Annotated in this window: 16 protein-coding genes and 4 pseudogenes; 10 read left to right on the top strand and 10 right to left on the bottom strand. The window is 65.9% G+C overall.

What is annotated here, in order from left to right:
• Window positions 1-302: 302 nt before the first annotated feature.
• Window positions 303-1,526 (bottom strand): annotated as a pseudogene (locus ACZ5K7_RS47485) (IS3 family transposase).
• Between the two features lie 224 nt (window positions 1,527-1,750).
• Here ACZ5K7_RS47485 and ACZ5K7_RS47480 point away from each other — a divergent pair.
• Together ACZ5K7_RS47480 and ACZ5K7_RS47475 are read left to right on the top strand one after the other, a co-directional pair.
• Window positions 1,751-2,993 (top strand): annotated as a pseudogene (locus ACZ5K7_RS47480) (IS256 family transposase).
• 15 nt (window positions 2,994-3,008) lie between these two features.
• Window positions 3,009-3,335 (top strand): hypothetical protein, encoded by a 327-nt coding sequence (locus ACZ5K7_RS47475; RefSeq protein WP_468924732.1) that lies wholly within the window; start codon window positions 3,009-3,011, stop codon window positions 3,333-3,335.
• Between the two features lie 71 nt (window positions 3,336-3,406).
• Here the strand turns inward: ACZ5K7_RS47475 and ACZ5K7_RS47470 are convergent.
• The 6 genes and pseudogenes from ACZ5K7_RS47470 to ACZ5K7_RS47445 form a co-directional block, all read right to left on the bottom strand.
• Window positions 3,407-3,670: pseudogene (locus ACZ5K7_RS47470) on the bottom strand (transposase family protein); the annotation flags it as partial.
• A 1,069-nt stretch (window positions 3,671-4,739) separates the two neighbouring features.
• On the bottom strand, window positions 4,740-5,003 hold the full coding sequence (locus ACZ5K7_RS47465) for a transposase (protein ID WP_468924746.1): 264 nt from the start codon (window positions 5,001-5,003) through the stop codon (window positions 4,740-4,742).
• A gap of 111 nt (window positions 5,004-5,114) precedes the next feature.
• Window positions 5,115-5,339, bottom strand: a complete 225-nt coding sequence (locus tag ACZ5K7_RS47460) for a hypothetical protein (RefSeq protein WP_468924730.1) — start codon at window positions 5,337-5,339, stop codon at window positions 5,115-5,117.
• A 209-nt stretch (window positions 5,340-5,548) separates the two neighbouring features.
• Window positions 5,549-5,734 (bottom strand): hypothetical protein, encoded by a 186-nt coding sequence (locus ACZ5K7_RS47455; RefSeq protein ID WP_468924728.1) that lies wholly within the window; start codon window positions 5,732-5,734, stop codon window positions 5,549-5,551.
• Between the two features lie 1,968 nt (window positions 5,735-7,702).
• Window positions 7,703-8,410 (bottom strand): annotated as a pseudogene (locus ACZ5K7_RS47450) (transposase).
• A gap of 121 nt (window positions 8,411-8,531) precedes the next feature.
• Window positions 8,532-8,840, bottom strand: a complete 309-nt coding sequence (locus ACZ5K7_RS47445) for a transposase (protein WP_468924726.1) — start codon at window positions 8,838-8,840, stop codon at window positions 8,532-8,534.
• A 306-nt stretch (window positions 8,841-9,146) separates the two neighbouring features.
• Here ACZ5K7_RS47445 and ACZ5K7_RS47440 point away from each other — a divergent pair, with 306 nt between their 5' ends.
• The 3 genes from ACZ5K7_RS47440 (at window position 9,147) to ACZ5K7_RS47430 (ending at window position 13,626) form a co-directional block, all read left to right on the top strand.
• Window positions 9,147-10,016 carry an alpha/beta fold hydrolase gene (locus ACZ5K7_RS47440; protein ID WP_468924725.1) on the top strand — a complete coding sequence of 290 codons (870 nt, stop codon included), beginning with the start codon at window positions 9,147-9,149 and terminating at the stop codon, window positions 10,014-10,016.
• 79 nt (window positions 10,017-10,095) lie between these two features.
• Entirely contained in the window at window positions 10,096-12,825 is a 2,730-nt protein-coding gene (locus ACZ5K7_RS47435) for a helix-turn-helix transcriptional regulator (protein ID WP_468924723.1), read from the top strand.
• 291 nt (window positions 12,826-13,116) lie between these two features.
• The gene (locus tag ACZ5K7_RS47430) at window positions 13,117-13,626 is read left to right on the top strand and encodes a DUF302 domain-containing protein (RefSeq protein WP_468924721.1); all 510 of its coding nucleotides are present in this window, start codon (window positions 13,117-13,119) and stop codon (window positions 13,624-13,626) included.
• Window positions 13,627-13,644: 18 nt separating this feature from the next.
• Here ACZ5K7_RS47430 and ACZ5K7_RS47425 read toward each other — a convergent pair whose 3' ends face one another.
• From ACZ5K7_RS47425 to ACZ5K7_RS47415, 3 genes are read right to left on the bottom strand one after another with little or no spacing between them, the layout of a single operon-like run.
• Complete coding sequence (locus ACZ5K7_RS47425; RefSeq protein WP_468924719.1) at window positions 13,645-15,924, bottom strand: ABC transporter permease; 2,280 nt, start codon at window positions 15,922-15,924, stop codon at window positions 13,645-13,647.
• A gap of 44 nt (window positions 15,925-15,968) precedes the next feature.
• Window positions 15,969-16,718 carry an ABC transporter ATP-binding protein gene (locus ACZ5K7_RS47420; protein WP_468924717.1) on the bottom strand — a complete coding sequence of 250 codons (750 nt, stop codon included), beginning with the start codon at window positions 16,716-16,718 and terminating at the stop codon, window positions 15,969-15,971.
• Window positions 16,715-17,230, bottom strand: coding sequence for a PadR family transcriptional regulator (locus tag ACZ5K7_RS47415; RefSeq protein WP_468924715.1), 516 nt, complete (start codon window positions 17,228-17,230; stop codon window positions 16,715-16,717). The genes ACZ5K7_RS47420 and ACZ5K7_RS47415 overlap by 4 nt, the downstream gene beginning before the upstream one ends.
• Window positions 17,231-17,392: 162 nt before the next feature.
• Between ACZ5K7_RS47415 and ACZ5K7_RS47410 the strand changes: the two genes are divergently transcribed.
• The 5 genes from ACZ5K7_RS47410 to ACZ5K7_RS47390 all read left to right on the top strand — a co-directional run bounded on the left by ACZ5K7_RS47410 (window position 17,393) and on the right by ACZ5K7_RS47390 (window position 24,048).
• On the top strand, window positions 17,393-18,661 hold the full coding sequence (locus ACZ5K7_RS47410; protein WP_468924713.1) for an ABC transporter substrate-binding protein: 1,269 nt from the start codon (window positions 17,393-17,395) through the stop codon (window positions 18,659-18,661).
• 221 nt (window positions 18,662-18,882) lie between these two features.
• Window positions 18,883-20,484, top strand: coding sequence for a glycoside hydrolase family 13 protein (locus tag ACZ5K7_RS47405; protein WP_468924711.1), 1,602 nt, complete (start codon window positions 18,883-18,885; stop codon window positions 20,482-20,484).
• Window positions 20,485-20,527: 43 nt separating this feature from the next.
• Complete coding sequence (locus tag ACZ5K7_RS47400) at window positions 20,528-21,850, top strand: ABC transporter substrate-binding protein (protein ID WP_468924709.1); 1,323 nt, start codon at window positions 20,528-20,530, stop codon at window positions 21,848-21,850.
• A gap of 6 nt (window positions 21,851-21,856) precedes the next feature.
• Window positions 21,857-23,209 carry a carbohydrate ABC transporter permease gene (locus tag ACZ5K7_RS47395; protein ID WP_468924707.1) on the top strand — a complete coding sequence of 451 codons (1,353 nt, stop codon included), beginning with the start codon at window positions 21,857-21,859 and terminating at the stop codon, window positions 23,207-23,209.
• Window positions 23,209-24,048 (top strand): carbohydrate ABC transporter permease, encoded by an 840-nt coding sequence (locus tag ACZ5K7_RS47390; RefSeq protein WP_468924705.1) that lies wholly within the window; start codon window positions 23,209-23,211, stop codon window positions 24,046-24,048. Before ACZ5K7_RS47395 ends, ACZ5K7_RS47390 begins: the two co-directional genes overlap by 1 nt.
• Window positions 24,049-24,173: the final 125 nt, after the last annotated feature.

The raw sequence follows: 24,173 nt of genomic DNA, 5'->3' as shown, positions 1-24,173 counted from the left end.
GTGGGTCTGGTGGTTGAGGATAGTCGGTATGACAGATCGTTCTCGGTTGGTGCGGACGACGGGTTTGCTATGCGGCTGCCGGTGGGGCTCTGCCTTACGAGCTCGTGCACGCTGGGTGGTGAGGGGTCGTGGGTCTCGGCGGGGTTCGGCGCCTATATCTGCCCTGCCAGGATCAGGCAGGGGGTCTGCTGAGGAGAGCGTTGGCCGGCGACGGCCTGGCCGATATCGCTCATGTGGCCGAGGTGTCGGACGTGCGCGCGAGAGTTGGGCCTTCCCCCGTGACGGTGGACACGCTTCGTTGATCACGCGGCGAGTGTGAGCTTAGCCGCGTGGTGTCGGCCTTCGTATTCGTTGGGGCTGAGGTGGCCGTTGGCGGAGTTCGGCCGGCGGGTATTGTAGCGGGCCAGCCAGGCAGATACCGTCCTTCTGCAGGAGGCGGCGTTGCCGTAGTCGCGGGCGCCCTGGAGGGTCTCGCGATTCAGGGGCGGGTGGAAACTTTCGCAGGCCGCGTTGTCCGCGTTGGTGCCGCTCGCGCCCATCGATCGCGTAACCCGAGTTCGGAGCAGAGGCTGGCGAAGGCCCGGGAGTTGTACTGGGGCCTGTGGTCGGAATGGAACACGGGGCCGTGCAGGCCGCCGCGGGTCGAGGCTGCCATCTGCAGTGCTTCGGTGAGCAGGCTGGTGCGCATGTGGGCTGCGATGGATCAGCCGACGACCTTGCGGCTGAAGCAGCCGAGAACGGTCGCGAGATAGAGGAACTCCCCGCCTGCGAACGGGAGATACGTGATGTCGCCCATGTATTTCCGCCTGGGCTCGGTGGCGGTGAAGTGCCGCTGGAACAGGTCCGGAACCTGTGATGCTGCCGGGTCCGGGACGGTGGTCCGGAGCCGTTTGCGCAGTCGAATGCCAGCAATGGAGAACGTCTGCATCACCCGGGCGACCCGCTTCTCGTTGACCCGCAAGCCCTTCACACGGAGCTCGGCGGTCACCCGTGGGTAGCCGTACGTGCCGCCGGACTCGCCATGGACCTCGCGGATCCGCTCGGCCAGGAGCCGGTCCTCCCGCTGCCGGGTGCCCTCGCCGCCCTGCCGGCCAGCCACCTGTAGTAGCCGGACCGGTTCAGGTCCAGCACCTTGGAGAGCCGCTTCACCTCGTAGTGTCCCGGTGGTCGTCGACGAACTGGAAGCGGCACCTCACCAGTTCGTTTCCCCGGCGAAATACTTGGCCGCCTTGCGGAGTACGTCCCGCTCGGTCGCCAGCTTCCGCTCATGCGCCTTGAGCTCGGCCCCCCGGGCCTCCAACTGCCTGATCCGCTCGTCCGGATCGGCGCACGGTGTGGTCTGACCGGCCGGCGACGCGGCCGGTCAGACACCTCGGTGTTCGCGGTGCCGCAGCACCCACTCACGCAGGGTGGCCCGGTTGATGCCCAGGTTGGCGGCGATGCTCTTGCAGGTCCCCCGGGGCGTGGACTCGGACAGGGGCCACGGCATCGGCCTTGACCTCGTCCGAGTAGTCCTTCATCGCCATCGGCGGTCTTCTCGCTTCCTCCGGATCAAGCAGATCCGGTATCAGCGTGTCCACCACTCAGGTGGCAGGCCCGTTCTTCAGATGAGTGATGTCTTACTCGGAGCAATGCTCGGGACTTGTGGATTAGTCCAGGGAGGGACGCAGAGGGCGTACCTTCGCGAATGATCCTGTGATGGTCACCGAGTAGGCCCGCGTTCGCGGCGCGGGTCGGAAAGGCATGCCCGATGCTCAGCGTAGTGAGCGCCGAGGGTTCGACCGAGTCCGGCTCCCTGATCGACGAGATCGTCCGTGAGGGCGCCGGCCGCCGCGCTTTAGGCCGAAGTCAACCAGTACATAGCCGAGTTGGCCGCCGAGACGGACGCGGCCGGGCGGCGCATGGTGGTCCGCAACGGCCACCACCGGCCCCGCACCGTGACCACCGCCGCAGGTCCCATCGAGGTCACGGCCCCCCGCGTGAACGACAAGCGGGTGGACGCGGCCACCGGCAAGCGGATGCGGTTCCCCTCGAAGATCCTGCCGCCGTGGTGCCGCAAGTCGCCCAAGGTCAGCGAGGTGCTGCCACTGCTCTACCTGCACGGGCTGTCCTCGGGGGACTTCGTGCCCGCGTTGGAGCAGTTCCTCGGCTCGGCGGCCGGCCTGTCGCCGGCCACCGTGACCCGGCTGACCAGGCAGTGGCAGGACGACCACACCGCCTTCCAACAGCGCGACCTCGCCGACAGCGACTACGTGTATGTGTGGGCGGACGGGGTGCACCCCAAGGTCCGGCTCGGACAGGCGCACTCCTGCGTCCTGGTGCTGATGGGTGTGCGGCTGGTCGGCACCAAAGAGCCGATCGCGCTGGCCGAGGGGCTGCGTGAGTCGACCGAGTCGTGGGCCGACCTGCTGTGCGACTGCCGCAGGCGCGGCATGCGTGATCCCGAGCTGGTCGCCGGTGACGGCGCGATGGGGCTGTGGAAGGCGCTGGCGGAGGTGTTCCCGGCTGCCCGGCACCAGCGGTGCTGGGTCCACAAGGCCCGGAATGTCACGAACGCCCTGCCGAAGTCCGCGCAGCCGGGCGCGACGACGGCGATGCGGGAGATCTACAACGCCGAGGACCGCGCGCACGCCGAGAAGGCGATCGAGGCGTTCGCGAAGACGTACGGCGCCAAGTTCCCCAAGGCCGTCGGGAAGATCACCGACGACGCCGATGAACTGCTGGCGTTCTACGACTTCCCGGCCGAGCACTGGATCCACCTGCGGACCACGAACCCGATTGAGTCGACCTTCTCCACGGTCAAGCTCCGCACCAAGGTCACCCGCGGCGCCGGAAGCCCGGCCGCAGCCCTCGCGATGGTGTCCAAGCTCGTCGAGTCCGCCCAGGTCCGCTGGCGGGCGATCACCGGATCCCACCTCGTCCCGCTCGTCCGCGCTGGCGCTCGTATCGAACGCGGGCTGCTGGTGGAACGCGACGAGACCCTCGCAGCCTGAGGAGCACACCCAACCATGACCGCCTTCGACACATACGGCACGAGCACCTACACCGCCAGGCAGCTTGCCGACCTACTGACCGGTCGTTTTGGCACAGTCTTCGTCGAACGGGACAGCGACTACCTGGGCATCTACCTGCTCGCCACACTCGACGACGCCACCCGCCTCCAGGTTCAGCCGAACGCCATACGCGGCGACGACGGCGACAACGACCTCTACGACGAGCAGCACCCCGACCTGCCCGTGCTCCTCCTGGTCACCGCCCCGGGGCCAGACCCCGCCCTCCAAGGCCAACTCGCAGGCATCGAAGGACTCGCCAGACTCACGCCAACGCGAAGCTGAAGTCGGAACTCATCCACAGGTATTGACGATTGCTCTCTTACTCGATCGGGATGGGTCTTGCGCTGACAGTCTTACATCTCCTCATATTGGTTCGGACCATTGCTCCTGAACTTGCGTGCGGTGGCGTCACCACGCGTCCCCCCGGGTCTGTGCTCCCAGGCTCTGGTAGTCGGCATCCGCGAGATATCCACCGCGGGACCGTCGGCCAGGAGCCTGACTAGCCTTGATTGGCGAGCATGTGTGATGTTGACGCAGCTGCCAGACCTGGTTGTGCTGCAAAACAGCAGACGGCGGTTTTCGTCCGTGACCACCATGGCTTTGACGGTGTTCTGCTTGTTCTTGCCGGAGGTGAGCCTCTCCCGGTCCTTACGCCCGGCGGCTGCCGGACCCTTGCCGTCTTTTGGTCCGGAGTTTCATGAAGAGCTCGCGACGCTTGGTTCTGGTGTCGGGTGAAGCCGGAATCGCAAGCAGCGTCTCATCAGCAGTCTGTCAATGCCTTCGGTTTCGGTGTCCCTCGGTGCCTGACGCGAAGGTCGGAGGTGTGAGCGCGATGCCTTGAAGACGGTTACAGGTATATCGCCTGCGTTCCAGGTGCTCGCCTCTTGCACTAGCTACCGGCGGCGCAGCTGCAGTCTGCTCCACCTGCAGCGGTTGATGACTGGGTCTACAGCGGTTACCAGAATCAGTGCGTGGGACGACACCCACCCCTGTTCCAGCTCGCGGCTGGCGACGAGCCATGTCACGGTTGGCTCCCCCAGCGTCAGAAACTGCCGCCCCGATGACCATTCTATGGGTCTTGCGGTCCGCAGAGGCGTCGACAACGTCGTACTCCTGGAGCCATAGCGGGATGTCACTCGCCGGGGCGAGAGAGCCGCCGTTGCTGACGTCTCGCCAGGTACCGTGGCAGACGCCGTTTTTCGAATTTGCCCTTCATTGCCCCCTATGTGCAGCATGCATTGGATCCTGTACGACAACTCCTGGTCCGGCACGATCCACGGTGATGTCTTCACACGGACCGAATACTCAACTACCGGCCTTGACAAAGCTATCTGGAGCGAGATCCACAGGCTTCGGGGTTTGCTACGTCCGCGATCGCACACTGTCACTTGAGATCATTAGCGGTGCAGGTTACGTCGGGTCATGACGGCTGTCGCGGGTCGCGTTGCACCGGGAGGATGAGGTGCGCCGATGGCGTGGATTGGCGGCCGTGGAGCGGTCTCGGCGTGGGCAGGTCAGTTGAAGCCGGTCTGGTCGGGGCTCGGGCAGGTGATGGGGAGGTTGCCACACAGTTTAGGGTGACTCGGATGTCGGCGAACCTGCGGTGGCGGGCGTCGATCCATCGAAGGCGCACTGAAGCTCCTTTAGATCGTTAAGCGACCTGTGGGAGCGGTTCGGTGGGATGGATTACATGGGGTAGGTGCTTGTAGTCCTCGCGGGCGACGAATCGGTTGAGGCATCGGACGATGTCCTTCTTGGCCATGCCCTGGGCGGTGTGTCGAGAGACGTACGGACCAGCACGATGGTGTGGAGCGCGTTGTTGGGCTGGCGGTCGCCGGCGCGGTTGAGGCGATGGCGGTTGGTCCGGCCGGATGAGGCCGGGATTGAGGCAGCCCCGCAGAGGTACGCGAAAGCCTTTTCTGAGCGGAGGCTGTCCGCCGCGCTGGTCAGGAGTTGCCCGGCGGTCTCGGGGCCGATGCCGGGCAGGACGACCAGTTGTGGGGCGGCCTGGGTGGCCAGCGGTCCGATCTCGCGGTCCGCGTGCTTGATCTCCTCATCGAGCTACTGGTAGCGGCGGGCGAGACGTCTCAGTGCGATGCGGACCGCGTGGGCGGGGTCGGCGAGTTCACATGTCGGGCGGGAGCGGGCCGGGTCGTCGCCCAGCTGGCGTGTGGGCGGCCCGCGCAGCTTGTCCCGCAGCACGGAGGGTGTGGTGACGATCAGGGTACGGATCTGGTTGATGGTCTGGGTGCGGGCCTTGACCGCACTCTTACGGACTACCCGCAAGGTCCGGATGGCCTCTCGGATGCCGTCCCGGGACTTGGGGGCCTGCCGGCACGGCTGGACAGGACCGCGGTCTGCGCCGCGTAGGCGTCGACGGGGTCGGACTTGCCGTTGTCCCGGCGGGCTTTGCGGTCCGGCCGGTCGACCTCGACCGCGGTGGCGTCGTTCGCTGTGAGGAACCGGGCGATCTCGGCGCCGTAGGTACCGGTGCCCTAGACCCCGACGGCCGGGACGTTGCCGTGCGAGCGCATCCAGTCCAGTAGCCGCTGGTAGCCCTCGGGGGTGGTCTCGCACTGCTCGGTGGCCAGGTAACAGCTGAGGCTGTCGATGGCTGCGGCCTGGTGGAGATCGGTGTGCGTGTCGATCCCGCCGAAGACGCCTATCTCGCCTGCTGTCACGCTGTCCTTCCAACTCTCGCGTGCGGGAGGGTATGTGATGGGTCGGGCAGACGGACAAGACAGTGATGGGACCTTTGGCCGGGCTCCTATGAAGTGACAGTCACCCGACCGGTCACGCGCCAAGCGGCATCGCCCGGCAGGCCGACGATTCCACCCGAGGACAACCGAAGTGTCAGTCAGGCGAAGATTCAGACCTCCGGACGTTGGCATACGGCAGATCTGCTGCCCTCCCCTGGTAGGACTGATGCGGGGAGGCTATTACGCCGTAATAGCCTCCAAGAACGGGAGCTTCTGGTTGAGGCTGCAAAGGTTGAGCCCGATGCGACGGACCAGTTCCTCAGGCCGGTCCGGCTTTGCGTTCGTCGAGAGTTCGGTCTGCTCACGGTTGGTGGCGAGACCCTGAACCTGCGCGTCCTGACGACAGGTGCTTGGTGCCGTGTCCCGAGACCTTCGCAGTCTCACTTCGCAGTCACGCGGCCTCGGTGTCTATCAGCGGGGGTGCAGAGAGACCACCGCTGTCCCCTAGCTGGGCAAGTGCTTGTCGGTCATGCGCAATCTCAAGCGCGTCTGGGTGTGGAGGTTGATGACGATCTGGCGGATGGGCGAGTGCCTGTTAGATCCGCCGTTCCGGAATCAGTACGGTGTTTTTGCGGAACAGCTCGTGAGGTCGCACGGGACGAGCGACGGGTCGAGGCGGTCGATGATGACGTTAGCGACCGACGTCGAGGATTGAAAAGGTTGGGAGTTGCTGCCTATTCAGCCAGCGTCAGGACGGCTTCGCTCGCCTCCCGGAGTAGTCGTCCGGCGCGCGTGGCGGACACGCGCCTCGAGCATGTCCACAGACTGCCACCGCTCTCGTGGTGGAGCTACGTGGACCCCGCGTACTCAGCCCGGCCAACTCTTGGGAGACGAGTCCCTGCCGTGGATCTTTACGGCGTAATAGCAAGGAAGGCTGTTGTGGAGGGGCGAGAGGCTTTTTGTGGGGCCGATCACGTGCGCGGACTTGTCTGGCTGGTCATGTAACTGTTGCTCTGTGGAGTCATGAGGCGGATATGGAGCGGCGTGGCTTGGCGGAGGGTGAGTGGGAGCGGCTGCCTGGCTGTGTCAGTGCCGGTGAGTAGCGGTCGTTGTGGAGGGTGGCGGGATCACCAGGAGGCGAGGGATGTGTACGGGGTCCGGACCGGGAGGCAGTGACGTGCCTTGCCCGAACAGTTTGGACTGTGGAAGGCCGTCTACGGATGCCAGTGGCTGTGGTGTGGCGACGGCACCTCGGAACGACTGCCCCAATAATGGGCGTCGCGGCCTCCTGCTGGAAAGCTTCGCGGCCGACATATGCAGGTTCACATGGTGGCTGGCCGCGCGTTTTCGACGAGGACCGCTATGTGGGACGCACCCACGTTTTCCTCGGCACCGGCCCAGCGGCACGCGGTCTGGCCCCGAACATGGGCCTTACCCAAGCCAGGAGGTAACCAGGCGCGCGGGGGCGGTCTACGCGTCGATGACTTCGCTGGTCTGCGCCCGCTGAGTCGAACGCGCTTCGAGGCCCGGTCCCCAGCATGGGTATTACGGCGTAAAGATCGGAACGGATCAACGGAGGTGAGATCCCCCGCCCGGGACATGTTTCCAAGAAGTTGATTTAGTTACGCAACTATCTATGTAGGATCGCCTCGGGAAGTGTTTACGGCCGCGTCATCAGTAAACAAGTCCTCGCGTGTGACCCTCAACAGGATGCGCTCCTTGGTTGCTGGAGGCCGGCTTTCTTCGGCGAGACCCACCGTTTGTGGGCAGTCATCGCTGGCGTCTACTGACGCCGTCGTCGGACCTACGTGTACGGCTCAAGCCCGTGAAGTGGTCTGACCGATGGGGGAGAGGAGGGGGCAACTGGGTTTGGCTATTACGCCGTAATAGCCAAACCCAGTTGCCCCCAGTCGTCAGCCAACCGCCGTGCGTCCTGCGGAAGACCGGGGGTCAGGCGGGTGGGAAGGGCCGTGCCGTTGGCTCCTGATGCGATCGAGTGGGGGCGGGCCTTGGCGAGCAGGTCGATTCCCATGTAGCCGCGGGCTCTGGTCCATTCGTCGTTCTGCTTGGCCAGGGCAGGACCGCGCCGACCAGGCGGATCAGGGCAGTACGGTCGGGGAACATGCCGACCACATCGGTGTGGTGCCTGATCTCCTTGTTGAGCCGTTCCTGCGGATTGTTCGACCAGATCAATCGCCAGACTTCACGAGGGAAGGCGGTAAACGTCAGCAGGTCGTAGCCATCGCGTACAGGTGCTCGGCGGCCTTGGGGAACTTGGCCTCCAGGGCGTTCCGCATCTGGGCTTGGATGGCGTCGGTGTTGGGCTGTTCGAGGACTGTCCACGGTAGTGTGCCCCCCCGGCTGAGTCGACTTCAGGATCTGGCTGAGCACGTTGCGGACGGGGTGGACACGGCATCGCTACCACGGGGCGCCGGACAGCACGGCGCCGACCAGACCGGCATGGGCGTTGGAGACGATCAGTTGCACGCCGGCCCTGCTACGGGTGATCAGTGAGCGCAGAAAGGCCAGCCAGCCGGCGGCGCCGTCCTCGGTGGTGGCCGCGTCCAGTCCGAGGATCTCGCGAAGCCCGTCGGCGTTGACGGCGACCGCGATCAGCGCTTGGACGTTGATGATGCGGCCGCCCTCGCGAACCTTCAGGGTCAGTGCGTCGACCCAGACTAATGCGTACGGGCATGCATCAGTGGCCGGTCGCGGAAGGCGGTGACCTGTTCGTGCAGGTGCCGAGCCATCGCCGAGACCTGCGACTTCGACAGCGACGTCACCTCAGCGACTCGGCGATTTTCTCGACCCAACGGGTGGAGCAACCCAGCAGGGGAGCGGTGGCGACCACGCCGATGAGAGCTTGTTCGGCCCGGCGGGTGTCCCACTCGCCAGGGCGGTACCCGTTGCGGCGGTTGACTCCTTCGTCGATGACCTGTCCGTACTCGGCGCCGCAGAAGGCGTCGGCCTCTGCGGACATGAGTCCGCCGGCGAGCGCTTTGACCATCGCGCGCAGCAAGTCGGGACCGTCCACGGCGACGTTGCCGTCGGCGAGGACATGCAGAGGCAGACTGACTGGGGCGGTCATCGTGTTGATTTCCTTCGAGCCTTCGACATCTCGAAGATCAGCCGGTGGCCGCTCTTGTATTCGGACACCTACTACGAACCACGGACAAACGCCCGAATCAGGTAGGAGTCCGTACACCACTTCTCAGGACGCAACCCGGCCTTCGGCTATTACGCCGTAATAGGTGCCGCTGAACGAACGGCGAGTGAGAACCAGATGGTCAAATGCCCGATGCCTCGACCGCGGCGGGCGGTCACACTCGAAGCGTCTGCGGGTTCTCGGGTTCTCCGCCGACCAGAGAGAAGTACCCTCAGTGAAAGGTCCTCCATGTACATTGAAGCACCAAATCGTCTGGTTGAAGCAGGAAATGGTGTCAGGTACGCCTACCGTCGAAGTGGGCCAGCCGGTTTGCAGCCGCCACTGCTCCTGCTGCAGCACTTCCGAGGCAACTTGGACTCCTGGGATCCGGCGTTGATCAACATCTTGGCGGCTCACCGGGACGTGATCGCTTTTGACAGTGCCGGAGTCGGCCTCAGCACCGGTGATAGCTCACGCACTGTCGAAGCCACAGCCCTGGACGTCCTTGAGTTTCTCAGGGCCATCGGAGTAGCACAGGTCGATGTGCTCGGCCATTCGATGGGTGGTTACACAGCCCAGGAGCTGGCTCTGCGACACCCGACCGTCATTCGCCGCCTGGTGCTGGCCGCGACCGCCCCCCGGGGCGGGCCTGGCATACACGGCTGGCGAGACGACATTCTCGCTCATGCGGACAGTGATCAGCTGGATCTACAGAGCTACCTGTACACCTTCTTCAATCACTCGGAGACGAGTCAACGCAGTGGGCTGGAATTCCTTGGACGCTACATCGAACGAGAGCAGGACAGGGACATGCCGGTGACTCGGGCTGCCCGGGAGGCTCAGTACGAGGCAATGGTTGAATGGGGCATCCCGGACCACAGCGCACTGAGCAGGCTGGCGGAGATCCGGCATCCGGCACTTGTCGCAAGCGGTGACAACGATCTGGTCATTCCGCCCGGTTCGTCCTCCCTGCTGGCCGGCCTTCTGCCTGATGCGCGGCTGCGTATCTACCCTGACGCAGGACACGGCTTCCTGTTCCAGCACCATCGGCACTTTGCTCAGGAGGTGCTGGATTTTCTGGGCGCCGAATCTGCCGACCGGTCAACCCCAGTCGAGTGACAGATACTCCGGGTCCCCGCCAGCCCCCCAGTATGGGCTGTGCTGGTAGGGGCGAACGCTTACCAGCACGGGAGGAACGATGTTGGTAGGCCGTACGTCCGAAATGAAGGTCCTCGGAGCGGTACTGGCGGAGGCGGAGCGAGACGGTACCGCCTTGCTGCTACGAGGAGACCCAGGAGTAGGGAAGACCGTATTGCTGGATGAGATGGGCGCGCATGCCCGGTCCAGCGGACACCGTGTGCTGCGGGTGGTCGGGGTGGAAAGCGAGCAGGAGCTTGCCTTCTCGGCGCTCCATCAGCTTCTCTACCCTCTACTTGACCATCTTCCGAATCTGCCGACATTCCAGAGCGGCATTCTGGAGCAGGTCCTTTCCATACGAGAGGGTTCAGTGCCCGGTCGGTTCGCCATCTCGGCCGCGGCGCTGGCATTGATCCAGAACGCCGCCAAGGACCGGCCCCTGACGGTAGTCGTGGACGATGTTCACTGGATCGATCGCTCCAGCGCCGAAGTGCTGACTTTCATCACGCGCAGGCTTGAAGGCTGCCGGGCGGCCTTCATCATGGCTGCTCGCGTCGGGTGGAACGGCTTTGTTGACCCGGCAGGGCTTTGCGTGCTGAACGTGGAGCCGCTGTCAGCCACGGATGCACTGACCCTGTTGGAAATGAGCCATCCTGAGCTGGCAGAGCCGACCCGTCGTCGACTGCTGGACGAGGCCGGCGGCAACCCCCTTGCGCTTGTAGAGCTGCCGGAACAACTCACTGCTGCTCAGCGTGATGGCCAAGAAACTCTGCCGATGAACCTGCCGCTGAGCAGCAGGCTGGAAAGCGTCTTCGCGGACCGCATCAGACAGCTCGATTCCTCCACCCGGTTCGCTCTTCTGCTGACGGCATTGGACGGGCAGCGCGTCGGCAATCTACGGGACGTTCGCGCCGCGTCGATCCAGGCGGGTGAAGAGTGGGACGAGGGGCTGCTGGAAGCCAGCGAGCGCGCTGGACTGGTTCGCATTGATCACCTGGCGGAACAGGTGACCTTCCGCCATCCTCTGGCCCGCTCCTGTGTCGTCCATATGTCACCGAGCAGACGACACCGGACCGCGCATCAGGCTTTGGCGGAAGTCCTCCGAGCAGATCCGGAACGGCGTGCCTGGCATCTGGCTCATGCGGCGGACGAGCCGAACGAAAGCGTCGCCGTCGAACTCACCCGAGCCGCTGAACGTACTCTGGCGCGTGGCGGTGCCACCGAGGCCGCTGCGGCCTTCCGTCGTGCGGCGGAGCTCAGCGAAGTTCCCGCCCAGCGGGCCCGCCGTTTGGATGAGGCCGCGTTCGCGGCCGGTGTCGGTGGGCAGCTGGACACAGCCCAGGAACTGTCCCATGCCCAAGAAGCGGAGTCCTTGCGAGGCGGGGCAGCAGCGGCATACGTGCAATTCCATCGTGAGGGAGACATCGACGCGGTCTACCGCACTCTGCTGCCTGTGATGGAAGCTGCGGCCACTGGACTTGCTCCGGAAGAAGGTCAGGCATTCGACGACGCCTTCTATGTATTGCTGAACGCTGCCGTCTGGGGAGCACGCCCCGAACTGTGGCCGCCTCTCTACCGTCTAGTCGATTGCGTCTCCGACACAGTGCGCATGTGTTTCGACACCGTCGCGGACCCGGCGAGGACCGCTCACGATGTACGAGAGCGCTTGGACCGGGCGTCGGCCGAGCTGTCCCCGAACACCCCATTGTGGTGTGTCAACTGGCTGATCTACACGGCTCTTTACCTCGATTGCTTCACCTACTACGACAGCATGTGGCGGGATCTCGTCGGCCACGACGCCTACGACGGTCAGCGCTTCGTCATGGTGGCGCGGGCCCACGATGCGTTTATGCGCGGTGAATGGGACAATATGTTCTCTATAGCGTCCCGAGGCATCGCGGACGCCACCGAGCACAACTACAACGTCATCCACGCGGTGTTCACTTATGGTTTGGCCATGGTCGCGTCCGGCCGCGGTGATGAAGAGGCGCTGCGGAAGCACTGCGAGACCATCACCGCTTGGGCTCAACCGCGCCGTATGCAGCTGCTGCTGATCGGAGTCAACGAGACCCGGGCGCGAGCCGCGCTAGGCCGGGGAGACTTCGAAGAGGCCTACCTGATGACGGCGACACTGACTCCGCCAGGTGAACTGCCATCGCACCAACCGCATTTCCCTCGTGTGTTCCTGGACCTCGTGGAGTCGGCGATGCGGACCGGCAGAGCGGCGGAAGCCCGAGCGCATGTCGAAGCCGGTCGGCAGGCTCGTATGGATGCCATCTCGCCGCATCATGCGATTATCCTTGCCGCGGCCGCCGCGGTCGTGGCGCCCGACGGGGAAGCGGGTCAGCTGTTTGAAGCCGCGTTGGCGATGCCGGACGCTTCTCTGTGGAAGTTCGAATACGCCCGTATCCATCTGATGTATGGAGAGTGGCTGCGTCGCCGCCGGGAGTACACGGCCGCACGTGTCCAGCTGAGTATGGCTCTGGATCTTTTCGAGCACCAGCTGAAGGCCCCCCCATGGGTTCAGCGTGCCCGCAACGAACTGCGCGCCGTCGGCGTGAGCGTGGGGATGCCGCAGGCGGACGGCGTGGTGGCGATGAGCGCGCAGGAACGTCGTATCGCGGAGCTGGCGGCGACCGGTATGTCCAACAAGGAGATCGGCCAGCAGCTCAATATCTCGCCGCGCACCGCTGGCGCGCACTTGTACAGGGTGTTTCCCAAGCTGGGCATCACCTCGAGAGCCGCGCTGCGTGATGCATTGAATGATCTCGACGAGGTCCGCGCCGGATAAACGCTCTCTGTGTGCCTTTTCTAGGCCAGGGCGGCCGTCCCCTGATGGGTCGCGATCCGACCATCACCATGTGTCAGACGTATCCATGCGTGTCGGACGAGTGTGTGCCAACTGCGTCCTCTCGCGAGCGGGTGAAACAACTGTGACGCTGGCTTATGGAGTTTTTGTGGATCGGGTTCCTTGTAGACATGCTGAGTGGCCCGCCGCCGCGTGGCAGACATGTGTGTGGCAGCTGGCAGGGTGCGACGTTATGGTTTGTCATATATCGAACCATGCCGGTGTGGAGGCGAAGTGAACACTTACCAAGTACGGCGTCTGAACGTGGCTGTGCCGTCCGTAGCTGATTTCCGGAAGAGCTACGAGGTTGCGGTACCGCAGGTGCCCGTGGAGCAACTGACAGCCTTGGTGCGCCGTGAAGCCTCCTGGGCGGAGATCACGGAGCTGATCGAATCGGTGACCCCGCACGGTTTCATGATCTTCGAGGGGAACGCCGCGCATCCTCTGATGCGTCTCGCCGGCGCCGAGACAGCGCCGTGTTTCTGGTACCTGATGGGCAACCATCTGATCGCACAGCGCATGTTCCGTCATGACCCCAGGACCATGCTCTATGCCCCGCTGCGTACCGTCATCTGGCAGGACAGGGAGGGAGCCGCCTGGTTCAGTGTCGACCAGCCCAGTACTCACTTCGCCAGCCTCGGCCACCCCGAAGTGACCGGCGTAGGGGTGGAACTCGACCGGAAGCTTGCCGATCTCCTGGAGTTTCTCGGTACCGACGTACCAGACGAACTGCGGCAGAGCTGACTGGCCGCAGGTGTTTCATCAGAGCGTCCTCCTCGACGCGTCGGATAGCTGGCGTCGGGTGGCGCGACGGGCGGGGAGAGCGGCTAGCGCGGCGGTGCCGAGAACCGTGACGGCCACAAGGGCGGCCAGCAACGGGATTGCCGGGGTTTGTGCCACACCGGCACCGACTCCGCTGATGCGGCCCTGGTAGTCGATGAGGCGGCGGCCCAGCGGCAGGCCTGCCGCCAGGCCGAGGACGACAGCCGCCAGCACGGACCACGCGGTGGTGAAGACTGTGATCGCCGTTATCTGACGGGGTGACAGCCCCATGGCATGGAACGCGGGGACATCCCGCTCGTGTTGTCTTGCCATGCCGCCGACGATGGTGAGCAACTCCACCGCGGTGATGAGGACAAGTACGAGGACGAGCCCTACGACCACCCCGCGCAACGCCCGCAGCCGGTCGGCGGGGTTGGTCACGGGGTATACGTCTATCGGACCGTGTGCGGTCGTCAGCCGCCTTGCCACGGATGCCGCGTCCGTGCCGGGACGCAGCCGCACCTCGTACAGCTGGGCCTGAAGGCCGGGGGAGTAGTCCTGCAGGGTTTCCAATGATGTGGTGATGACGCGCCCGTTGTTGTCCGGCTCGATGTCGCGGCCGACCAGATGAAGGATCTGTGGCCGGTCGCGCACGGTCACGCGCACCCAGTCGCCCACACGCACGTGCATGAGATCCAGCAGGCCCTGGGCGGCCACTGCCTCTTCGGGCCCGTGAGGGGCGCGGCCGGCGACGATCGAGACCGGGTAGGGGTGCGCGCGGTTTCCCAGGCCACGTAGGGTAATGGTGGCCGTTTGGCCCGGCACCAGGGCGGCGAACTCGACACCGGGATACACGGAACTCACTCGGGGGTCGTGTTCCAGGAGGGAGCGGGCGGCTGTCTCTGCCCGTATGTCCGGCACACGTACCGTCAGTGAGGCGGGGACGCCGGCGCGATCGGGATGCCTGTGGAGGAAGTCAAGGGTGCTCCAGGCACTGAGCGCGACAACGACGAGGAGGAGAGGGAGAGTCAGCCTTCCGATTGCGGAGAGGGATCTGGTTCCCCGTCCGAAGGCCCGGTGCCATCCGAGGGCCAGGGAAGGTGGCACCCCGCGGTCCAGCGAGTGCAGGGTGAGCGGAGGCAGCGGTCCTGCCGAGGCCGGCAGAGTACGGGGAGCGGGCATGGGCGGTACCCGGCCGGCCTGCCAGGAGGCCAGGGACGTGGTCGCGCCGATGAACAGCACCACCAGGGCCGGCACCGCGGACAAGGCTGCCGTGTGTCCCGGAATTTCCCGGCCCACCCGTACGGCCTCGCCCAGACGGCCGGGCATGTCCGCTCCCAGGGACTCGGTGAGGCTGACCGCGGCAATCGCCCCGAGCAGTGCCCAGGCCAGATGCTGCAGCAGGAAGAGGCGTATTACCTGTCCCGGTGTGAATCCGATCGCCTTCAGCATCGCGATGTCGCCGATGTGGCTGCGGACGCGTGTGCCGATGGCGCCGTGTACGGCGAGGCCTGCCGCGATGAGCGCGGCAAGGCCTGACAGGCCGATCGCTTCACCGATGAGACGGCTGTCGCCCTGTGCCTGCGATCGGGCCTGCTGCCACGTGGACACGTCGTGCACCGCGGCCGCGCCCAGCACGGTCACCATGCGCTGGACGGTGTAATCGGTGTCGTCCGGGTGGGCGAGACGGAGGCCCGCCACCCGTGCGTCGGGAGTGCGTACCTCCGCGGGCAGGGCCCAGATGACACCGGGGCGCTGCCCGGGACGGTAGCGGGGCTCGGCGGTCTCGGCGACGCCGACGACGGTGAGCGTCCGTGCCGTCCCGGGCATGGTGAGGGTGTCTCCCGGGCCGGCCAGCAGGGCCCGCGCCAGATGTTCCTCCAGCACCACCCCGTTCGGGACGGACGGCTCCAGCCATGTCCCGGAGGTAAGCAGGGGACGGTCCACGGATGGAAGTTTCGTCATTCCGCGCATCTCTGCCGCGGCACGTGTGCCATGCGCGGCGACCGCGAGAGACTGCGCCGGATACGGTCCTGCGACCTGTTGTACGCCGTCCAGCGTGGCCAGGCCGCCCAGGTCGGCCGACACGTCCGTGTGCAGCCATATGTGTGCGCTGTGTGTCTTGGTGAAGACCCGTTGCCAGGGATGGGTCGCGTAGCCGAACAGAGATACGGCGAGCAGTAGAGAGGAGACGACCCCAAATGCGGCCAGGACGAGCAGGAGCGGCTCGCTGGCATGTCTGCTCACGTCGGAACGTATCCAGCGCAGGGTGGCTCGCACGACTTCACAGCTCCTTTGGCAGGCGCGCCTGCCCGTCGCTCGGATCAGTCCGTCAGCTTGAGTACGGCTGATGTGTCCTGGCCGTGCGCCGGGTTGGCGTCGAGTGCCGAGTCGTCGGAGATCCGGCCGTCGAACAGGCTGATGACCCGGTCAGCCGCGCTGGCCAGCCGGGCGTCATGGGTGACGAGGACAATGGTCTGTCCCCGCTGGTGGAAGCGGGAGAGCAGCCTGGTGACCTCACGGGTTCCGGTGCTGTCCAGACTGCCCGCCGGTTCGTCGGCGAGCAGCAGGGCGGGATGATTGACCAGCGCGCGGGCGAGCGCGACTCGCTGCTGCTCGCCTCCTGACAGCTCGCCGGGCATGCTGCGTTGGCGGTTCGTCAGGCCCAGCTCGCTCAGCAGTTCTTCCCGGCGCGCTCGGGCCTGCCGCAGCGGGACCTTCGCCAGCAGGGCGGGCATCTCCACGTTGTCGGCCACCGACAGGTCCGATATGAGGTTGAAGAACTGGAAAACGAACCCGATCCGCGTGCGGCGTTCGATGGCCCACCGGGCTTCCGAGTAACTGTCAGTGCGTTCTTCACCGAGGTAGATGGTGCCCGCATCGGATTTCTGCAAGCCCCCCAGCAGGTGGAGCAGGGTGGATTTGCCCGCTCCGGAGGGGCCGGTGATCGCCACGAACTCGCCCTGCCGCACCGACAGGTCGATGCCACGTACGGCATGGACGGCTGCGCCGCGTCCGTAGTGTGTCTTGACCAGGCCCTCGGTCCGCAGCAAGGGGATTGTGGCTCCGCTCACTGCGGTCTCTCCAGTTCCTCCTGGCACCGCTCCAGCCAGTCGAGATCCGCCTGCAGATGCAGCATGGCGCCTTCGACGAGCAGCTGTGCGATGCGATTGTCGCGATCTTCGGCGGCGGCGAGCTTCGACAGGCTGCGCATGGTGTTCAGGTACTGGCGCCGCTGCTTGTTGATCAGGTCGATTCGATCGGTGCGGGCGACGAACGGCGCGAGAGCGAGCTTCATGAAGAACTCGTCCCGAACGCGTGGTTCGTCCGCCGTCTCCTCGTACCAGCCCTCCAGTGCCTCCTGGCCGGCGTCCGTGAGACGGTAGATCTTCTTGTTGGGACGGCTGGACTGTTCGACCTCCTCGCCCTCGATCAGTCCGGATTTCTCGAGACGGCCGAGAGTGACGTACACCTGCCCGATGTTGGGCTGAGGGTACGCGGCACCCAGTAGTTGCTCAAGGTCCTGCTTGAGTTCGTAGCCGTGAGCCGGACTGCGGGCGAGTAGGGCGAGGAGGGGAAACCGCATTCGCGTCCTCCACCTCGCCTCCGTGTCAGGGGACGCAAGCCCCGTGTGTGCGCGCCGGCCGGGCGAGGGCCGGTGCATGGAAGGCTCTAGTATCGCGCATGCCTAACCGGTATACATGGCTGGCCGGTGACTGAGCGGAGGTGCCGGTGGACGGAGGACCCGATGCGGTGGATGCCGGCCGCAGGACGTGGCCTTCTTTTCGTCCTGGTGCTGCTGACGGGTTATGCCGCACCGGGAGCCGGTACGGGGGAGAGCACCACCGCGGTCCGCGGCCCGCTCACGCTCGCGACGGCGGGTGATCTGACGAACTACCTGGAACCGCTGCTGCAGGGATGGAACCGTGCGCATCCCGAGGAGAAGGTGACGCTCGTCCAGCTCCCGGATTCGGCCGACGAGGCACACGCGCAGATGACCACGGACGTGCGCGGCGCGGCCGGCCGGTTCGATGTGCTGAACCTTGACGTGGACTGGACCTCCGAGTTCGCGGCGGCAGGATGGATACGCCCCTTGCCGCGTGAAAGTTTCGACCTGAAATCCCTTTTGTCCCCGGTCGTGGGCACGGCCACCTACCGCAGCCGCCTCTACGCTGTTCCCTACACGACGAACGCCGGTGTACTGGTCTACCGCAAGGACATTCTTGCCAAGGCGGGCGTCGCGGTCCCGCGAACCTGGGCCGAGCTGCAGCAGGACGCCCGGTCCATCGCGCCGGAGTATGGACTGGACGGATACGCGGGCCAGTTGCTGCCCTATGAAGGGCTGACCGTCAATGCGGCTGAGGCTGTCTACTCGGCGGGCGGCACCATTCTCGGCGATGAGGGCCGACGCGTCACGGTGGACTCGGCCGCCGCTCGTGCGGGCATCGGCTTTCTGGTGCGGGGGGTACGCCAAGGCTGGATTCCCCGCCAGGCCCTGACCTACACGGAGGAAGAATCCAAGCAGGCCTTCATGAGCGGCAAGTTGCTGTTCCTGCGGAACTGGCCCTATGCCTATGTCGCCGCCTCCGACCGCTCTTCCATGCTGGCCGGCAAGGTCGGCATCGCTCCGCTGCCCGGCCCCGCCGGCCCCGGCACCAGCGTCCTCGGCGGCTCTGACCTGGCCATCGCCGCCCATTCCCGGCACCCGGAGTCGGCGATGCGCCTCATCGCCTATCTCACCAGCGAGCCCATCCAGCGGCAGGTACTGGTCAAGGGAGCGCTGCCGCCCGTGCGAGCGTCCCTCTACCGTGATCCCGCTCTGATCGCCCGGTACCCCTATCTGCCGACCCTGCGAGCGAGCATTCTGGGTGCCGTCCCGCGCCCCAAGAGTCCGCGCTACTCGCAGGTGAGTCTCGTCGTGCAGGCCGTGGTACACGGCGCGCTGATGGGCAAGGAGAGCCCTGCGCAGGCCGTACGGCGACTGGCCCGTGAACTCAGCACCCTGCCTTCGTCGTAGGACTTCTACCTAACGTGTAGGTATTGACGCTGCACTCTCTTGCTCCATTTGGATCGACAAATCACCATAAGCGGGCCACGTGACTCTTTTGCCTTGGGCCACATCATTGACATCTGCTCGTCACCACTACCTAACATGCATGCATAACAACTGGCACGCACAGACAGGCTGACGGGGTGATTCACAAGCGCACTGACGCCCACCCGTGGTGGCGCGACGCAGTGATCTACCAGGTTTACGTCCGCAGTTTCCTCGACAGCACCGGCGACGGCATCGGTGATCTGTCCGGAGTGAGGGCCGGACTGCCCTACTTGAAGAAGCTGGGCGTCGACGGCATCTGGTTGAGTCCCTTCTATCCCTCGCCGCAGCACGATCACGGCTATGACGTGGCCGACTACTGCGACGTCGATCCCGTCTTCGGGGACCTCGCCGAGTTCGACCGAATCGTGGCCTCGGCCCGGCGGCTGGGCATCAAGGTGCTCCTGGACATCGTCCCGAACCACTGCTCCAGCGAGCACCCTTGGTTTCGCGCAGCAGTGGCCTCCCCTCCGGGATCCGCGGCTCGAGCGCGCTTCCACTTCGCCGACGGGCGCGGAGCGGACGGGAGCGAACCTCCCAACAACTGGCACGCCATGTTCGGTGGCCCGGCGTGGAGCCGTGTCGTTGAACGGAACGGCCTTCCCGGCCAGTGGTATCTGCACATGTTCACGCCCGAGCAACCCGACTGGAACTGGCGTAACCCCGTCGTGGGCGCCGAGTTCGAGCGGGTGCTGCGCTTCTGGCTCGACCGGGGAGTGGACGGGTTTCGTATCGACGTCGCTGCCGGCCTCTTCAAGCACCCCGAACTGCCCGACTCCCCGGACCCCGAAGCGGATGCCCGCAGCCGTGACTCGGTCAACCCGCTGGCCTGGAATCAGCCAGAGGTGCACGAGGTGTGGCGGCAATGGCGTGCCGTGTGCGAGGAGTACACCGCCCGCGACGGGAACGAGCGGCTGCTGGTCGGCGAGGTCTCCGTACCCACGGCTCGTGAACACGCCCGCTATGTGCGCGCCGACGAACTCCATCAGGCCTTCTTCTTCGACCTCCTCAGCGCCCCCTGGAACGGTGACGCGTTCCGCAAGGTCATCTCTGAGGCCATGCAGGACATCGCCGGAACCGGATCCACGGTTACCTGGGTCCTCAACAATCACGATCAGGTACGCACCGTCACCCGCTACGGCGAGCCCGCCACCGAGGGCAGCGGGCTGGGTGCCGCCCGCGCGCGGGCGGCCGCGTTGCTGATGCTGGCGCTGCCCGGGGCCGCCTACATCTACCAGGGTGAGGAACTCGGCCTGCCCGAGGTCGTGGACCTGCCGGACGACGTCCTCACCGACCCGATCTTCCGGCGGACCGGCAGCCGGGCCCGGGTCCGCGACGGTTGCCGGGTGCCGCTGCCGTGGTCGGGTCAGGCCTCCCCGTTCGGTTTCACCTCCGGAGTGGAGGCCGCCAAGCCCTGGCTGCCACAGCCGGACTGGTTTGCCCAGCACGCCACCGATGTCGCTCTCGCCGACACCCGTTCCTTCTGGCACCTCTACCGGGAGGGTCTGCATCTGCGCTCGACCCTTCCTCAACTGGGGGAGGGGACGCTGCGGTGGCTGGAGACCCCGCCGGACGTTCTCTCCTTCGTCCGCGGTGACGGTCTGGTGTGCGCTGTCAACTTCGGAACCTCTCCGGTGCCCGCACCGGTCACCGGCAGCCCGCTGCTGACCAGCGGCCCCTCTCCGGCCGGAGTGCTCGCTGGATCCACCGCCGCGTGGTGGGTCACCGACGACACCCTCGCTTGATTACGGCACCGCCCACTCGCGGTTCACCGAAAGGAAATGAAGGATGATACGACGCCGCTTCAGCATGCTCGCCGGCTGCACGGCCCTCGTGGCAATCGGAGCCACCGCCTGTGGTGGAGGGGACGTCTCCGCAGGGGGTGGCGACAAGCCGCTGACCGGGCAGACAGTCACCGTGGCAGGCGTCTGGTCCGGAAGCGAACAGAAGAACTTCCAGAAGGTCCTGGACGCCTTCGCCGCCAAGACCGGCGCGAAGACCCAGTTCATGTCCACCGGCGACAACGTTTCAACCGTGGTCGGCAGCAAGATCGAAGGTGGGGACGCGCCAGATGTCGTGATGGTCCCTCAGGTGGGGGTGCTGCAGCAGTTCGCCGCCAAGGGATGGCTCCGGCCGCTGTCCGCGACCGCGGAGAAGACCGTGGACGCCGACTATGCCGCGGTCTGGAAGCGGTACGGCAGCGTCGATGGCACCCTCTACGGCCTGTACTTCAAGGCGGCCCACAAGTCGACCGTCTGGTACAGCCCCGAAGCCCTCGCGCAGGCGGGCGTCCAGCCTCCGAAGACGTACGACCAGCTGATCTCCGCCGGGCACACCATCTCCGATTCCGGGTTGGCTGCGTTCTCCGTCGCCGGTCAGGACGGTTGGACCCTTACCGACTGGTTCGAAAACGTCTATCTCTCTCAGGCCGGCCCCCAGAAGTACGACCAGCTCGCCGCCCACAAGCTCAAGTGGACGGACAGCAGCGTGGTCACCGCTCTCACCACGCTCAAGCAACTCTTCAAGGACAAGCAGCTCATCGCCGGCGGCCAGAAGGAAGCCCTCAACACCGACTTCCCGGGCTCGGTGGAGAAGGTCTTCGGTCCCAAGCCGGAGGCCGCCATGGTCTATGAGGGCGACTTCGTCGCCGGCGTGGCCAAGGACCAGTACGGCAGGACGATCGGCAAGGACGCCGACTTCTTCCCCTTCCCGGCCGTGGCCGGCGGCACCACCCCCGTGGTCAGCGGTGGTGACGCCGCGGTCGTCCTGAAGGACGGCAAGAACGCTGCGGCGGGCATGAAGCTGATCGAGTACCTGGCCACGCCCGAGGCGGCGGCGGTGTGGGCGAAGGCGGGTGGCTATCTCTCCCCGAACGAGAAGCTCGCCCTGTCCTCCTACAGCGACGACGTCACCCGGGCCACGGCCAAGTCCCTGGTGGGGGCGGGGGACTCGGTCCGATTCGACATGTCCGACCAGGCGCCCGCCGCGTTCGGCGGCACCAAGGGCGTCGGCGAGTGGAAGGTGCTCCAGGACTTCCTGCGCGATCCGTCCGACCCCAAGGCGACCGCGGCCCGTCTCGAGTCGGCTGCGGCCAAGGCCTACGGAGACTGATTCACCGTGACCGCGACACTCGCCGAAAGCGACCGTCGACCGGCTTCCTCTCCCGTCGCGTCCCGGCCCCGGGCGCGACGGCGAGGGCGCCTGGCCGCCGTCATCTTCGTACTGCCCGCCCTGCTGCTGCTCGGCGCACTCGTCGTCTACCCGGTGTTCTTCTCCATCGGGCGCAGCTTCTTCGACGCCTCCGGCACCCGGTTCGTCGGCACCAACAACTATGCCGAGATGTTCCAGGACCCGGCCACCCTCAAGGCCATTCGCAACACCGTCATCTGGGTCGTGGTGGCGCCGGCGCTGCTGACAGCGCTGGGCCTCATCCTCGCGGTCCTGGTGGAGAAGGTGCGCTGGGCCACGGCCTTCAAGCTGCTGCTGTTCATGCCTATGGCGGTCTCGTTCCTCGCAGCCGGTGTCCTGTTCAGGCTCACGTACGACGAAGACCCCGACAAGGGTGTACTCAACGCCGCTGTCGTCTCCGTCCACGACGCCTTCGCGGGCACCTCTCCGTACCCGACTGCACGCGCTCGTCCCGGCGGAGACCTCAGGCAACAGGGGGACGGTTCCTACCGGACCACTGCGGGTGTCTCGCCCGGGCACGTGCTCGTGACGATACCGCTCGTCGGCATTCTCCCGGCCGACCTGCCTGCCGGGCACCGTTCGGCCCTGAAGGCAGGCTGGACGGCTCCCGGAGAGCTGCGCGGTGTGGTGTACCTGGACTTCACACCAGGTGGACAGGGCACACCCGGGAAGATCGACCGAGGTGAGAGCGGACTGCCCCGCATGGCCGTCGAAGCCGTACGCGGCGGAACAGCCGTGGCGCACACGACGACCGCGGCGGACGGCTCGTTCCGTTTCACCGGGCTGCGGGACGGCTCGTACACCTTCCGGCTGCCCGCCGCCAACTTCGCCGCCCCCTACCGGGGGGTCTCGTGGCTGGGGCCGACCCTGGTCACCCCGGCCATCATCGGGGCCTATCTCTGGATCTGGACCGGGTTCGCGATGGTGCTGATCGGGGCGGGTCTGTCGACTTTGCCACGGGACGCGCTGGAGGCCGCCAGGATGGACGGCGCCAACGAGTGGCAGATCTTCCGGCGTATCACCGTGCCCTTGCTCGCACCCGTGCTGACCGTCGTCTTCGTCACTCTCGTGATCAATGTGATGAAGGTCTTCGACCTGGTCTACATCATCGCTCCGGGCCCGGTGCAGGAGGACGCCACCGTGCTGGCCACCCAGATGTGGCTTGTGTCCTTCGGGGGCGGCAACGACCAGGGTCTCGGCAGCGCCCTCGGCGTGCTGCTTCTTCTCCTGGTGGTACCGGCCATGGTTTTCAACGTCCGCCGCTTCCGAAGGAGCCAGTGATGAGTACAGTCCGCCGGGCACTGAACAGCGGGGTGATCCAGGCTTTCCTGGTACTCGTGGGGCTCGTCTGGCTGACTCCGCTGGCGGGTCTGCTCCTGTCCTCACTCCGGTCGACGCAGGACACCGCGCTCGGAGGATGGTGGACGGTCTTCGCGCACCCTGGCCAGCTGACCGCCGACAACTACGAGGCCCTTCTCGGCAACGCGGACATCACGAGGGCCTTCTGGAATACCGTGCTGATCTCGGTGCCGACGACGGTGCTGGTCGTGGTCATCGCGGCCCTGGCGGGGTACGCGTTCGCCTGGCTGGACTTCCCCGGCCGTGACGCGGTCTTTCTCCTGGTGGTGGCCCTCCTGGTGGTACCGGTGCAGATCGGTCTGCTGCCGGTGGCCAAGCTGTTCGGGACGCTTGGCCTGTTCGGCAGCATCCCGGGCGTAGTGCTTTTTCATGTCGCCTACGGTCTGCCCTTCGCCGTCTTCCTGTTGCGGAACTACTTCGCGGAAATCCCCAAGGAGATGCTCGAAGCAGCCCGGATGGACGGCGGCGGGGAATGGCGGATCTTCGCCCAGCTGGTCCTGCCGGTGGCCAGGCCTGCGATCGCCTCACTGGCGATTTTCCAGTTCCTGTGGACCTGGAACGACATGGTGGTGGCGCTGCTCTTCGCCGACAGCTCTTCCCAGCCCTTGACCGTGGAACTTCAGTCACAGGTGAGGCAGTTCGGCAGCAACATCGACGTGCTGGCACCAGGAGCGTTCCTGTCCCTGATCGTGCCGCTCATCGTGTTCTTCGCCTTCCAGCGGCACTTCGTGCAGGGGGTGATGGCGGGGTCGGTGAAGTGAAGCGGATCTCGGGCCGGGGGGGGGGGGGGGGGGGGGGGGGGGGGGGGGGGGGGGGGGGGGGGGGGGGGGGGGGGGGGGGGGGGGGGGGGGGGGGGGGGGTGGTGTGGGGGTGGGTTAGGTTGGCA

The sequence above is a fragment of the Streptomyces sp. NPDC031497 genome, from assembly GCF_055580905.1.
Note: the sequence above shows the minus strand (reverse complement) of the source record. Positions and strands in the feature narration are given on the sequence as shown.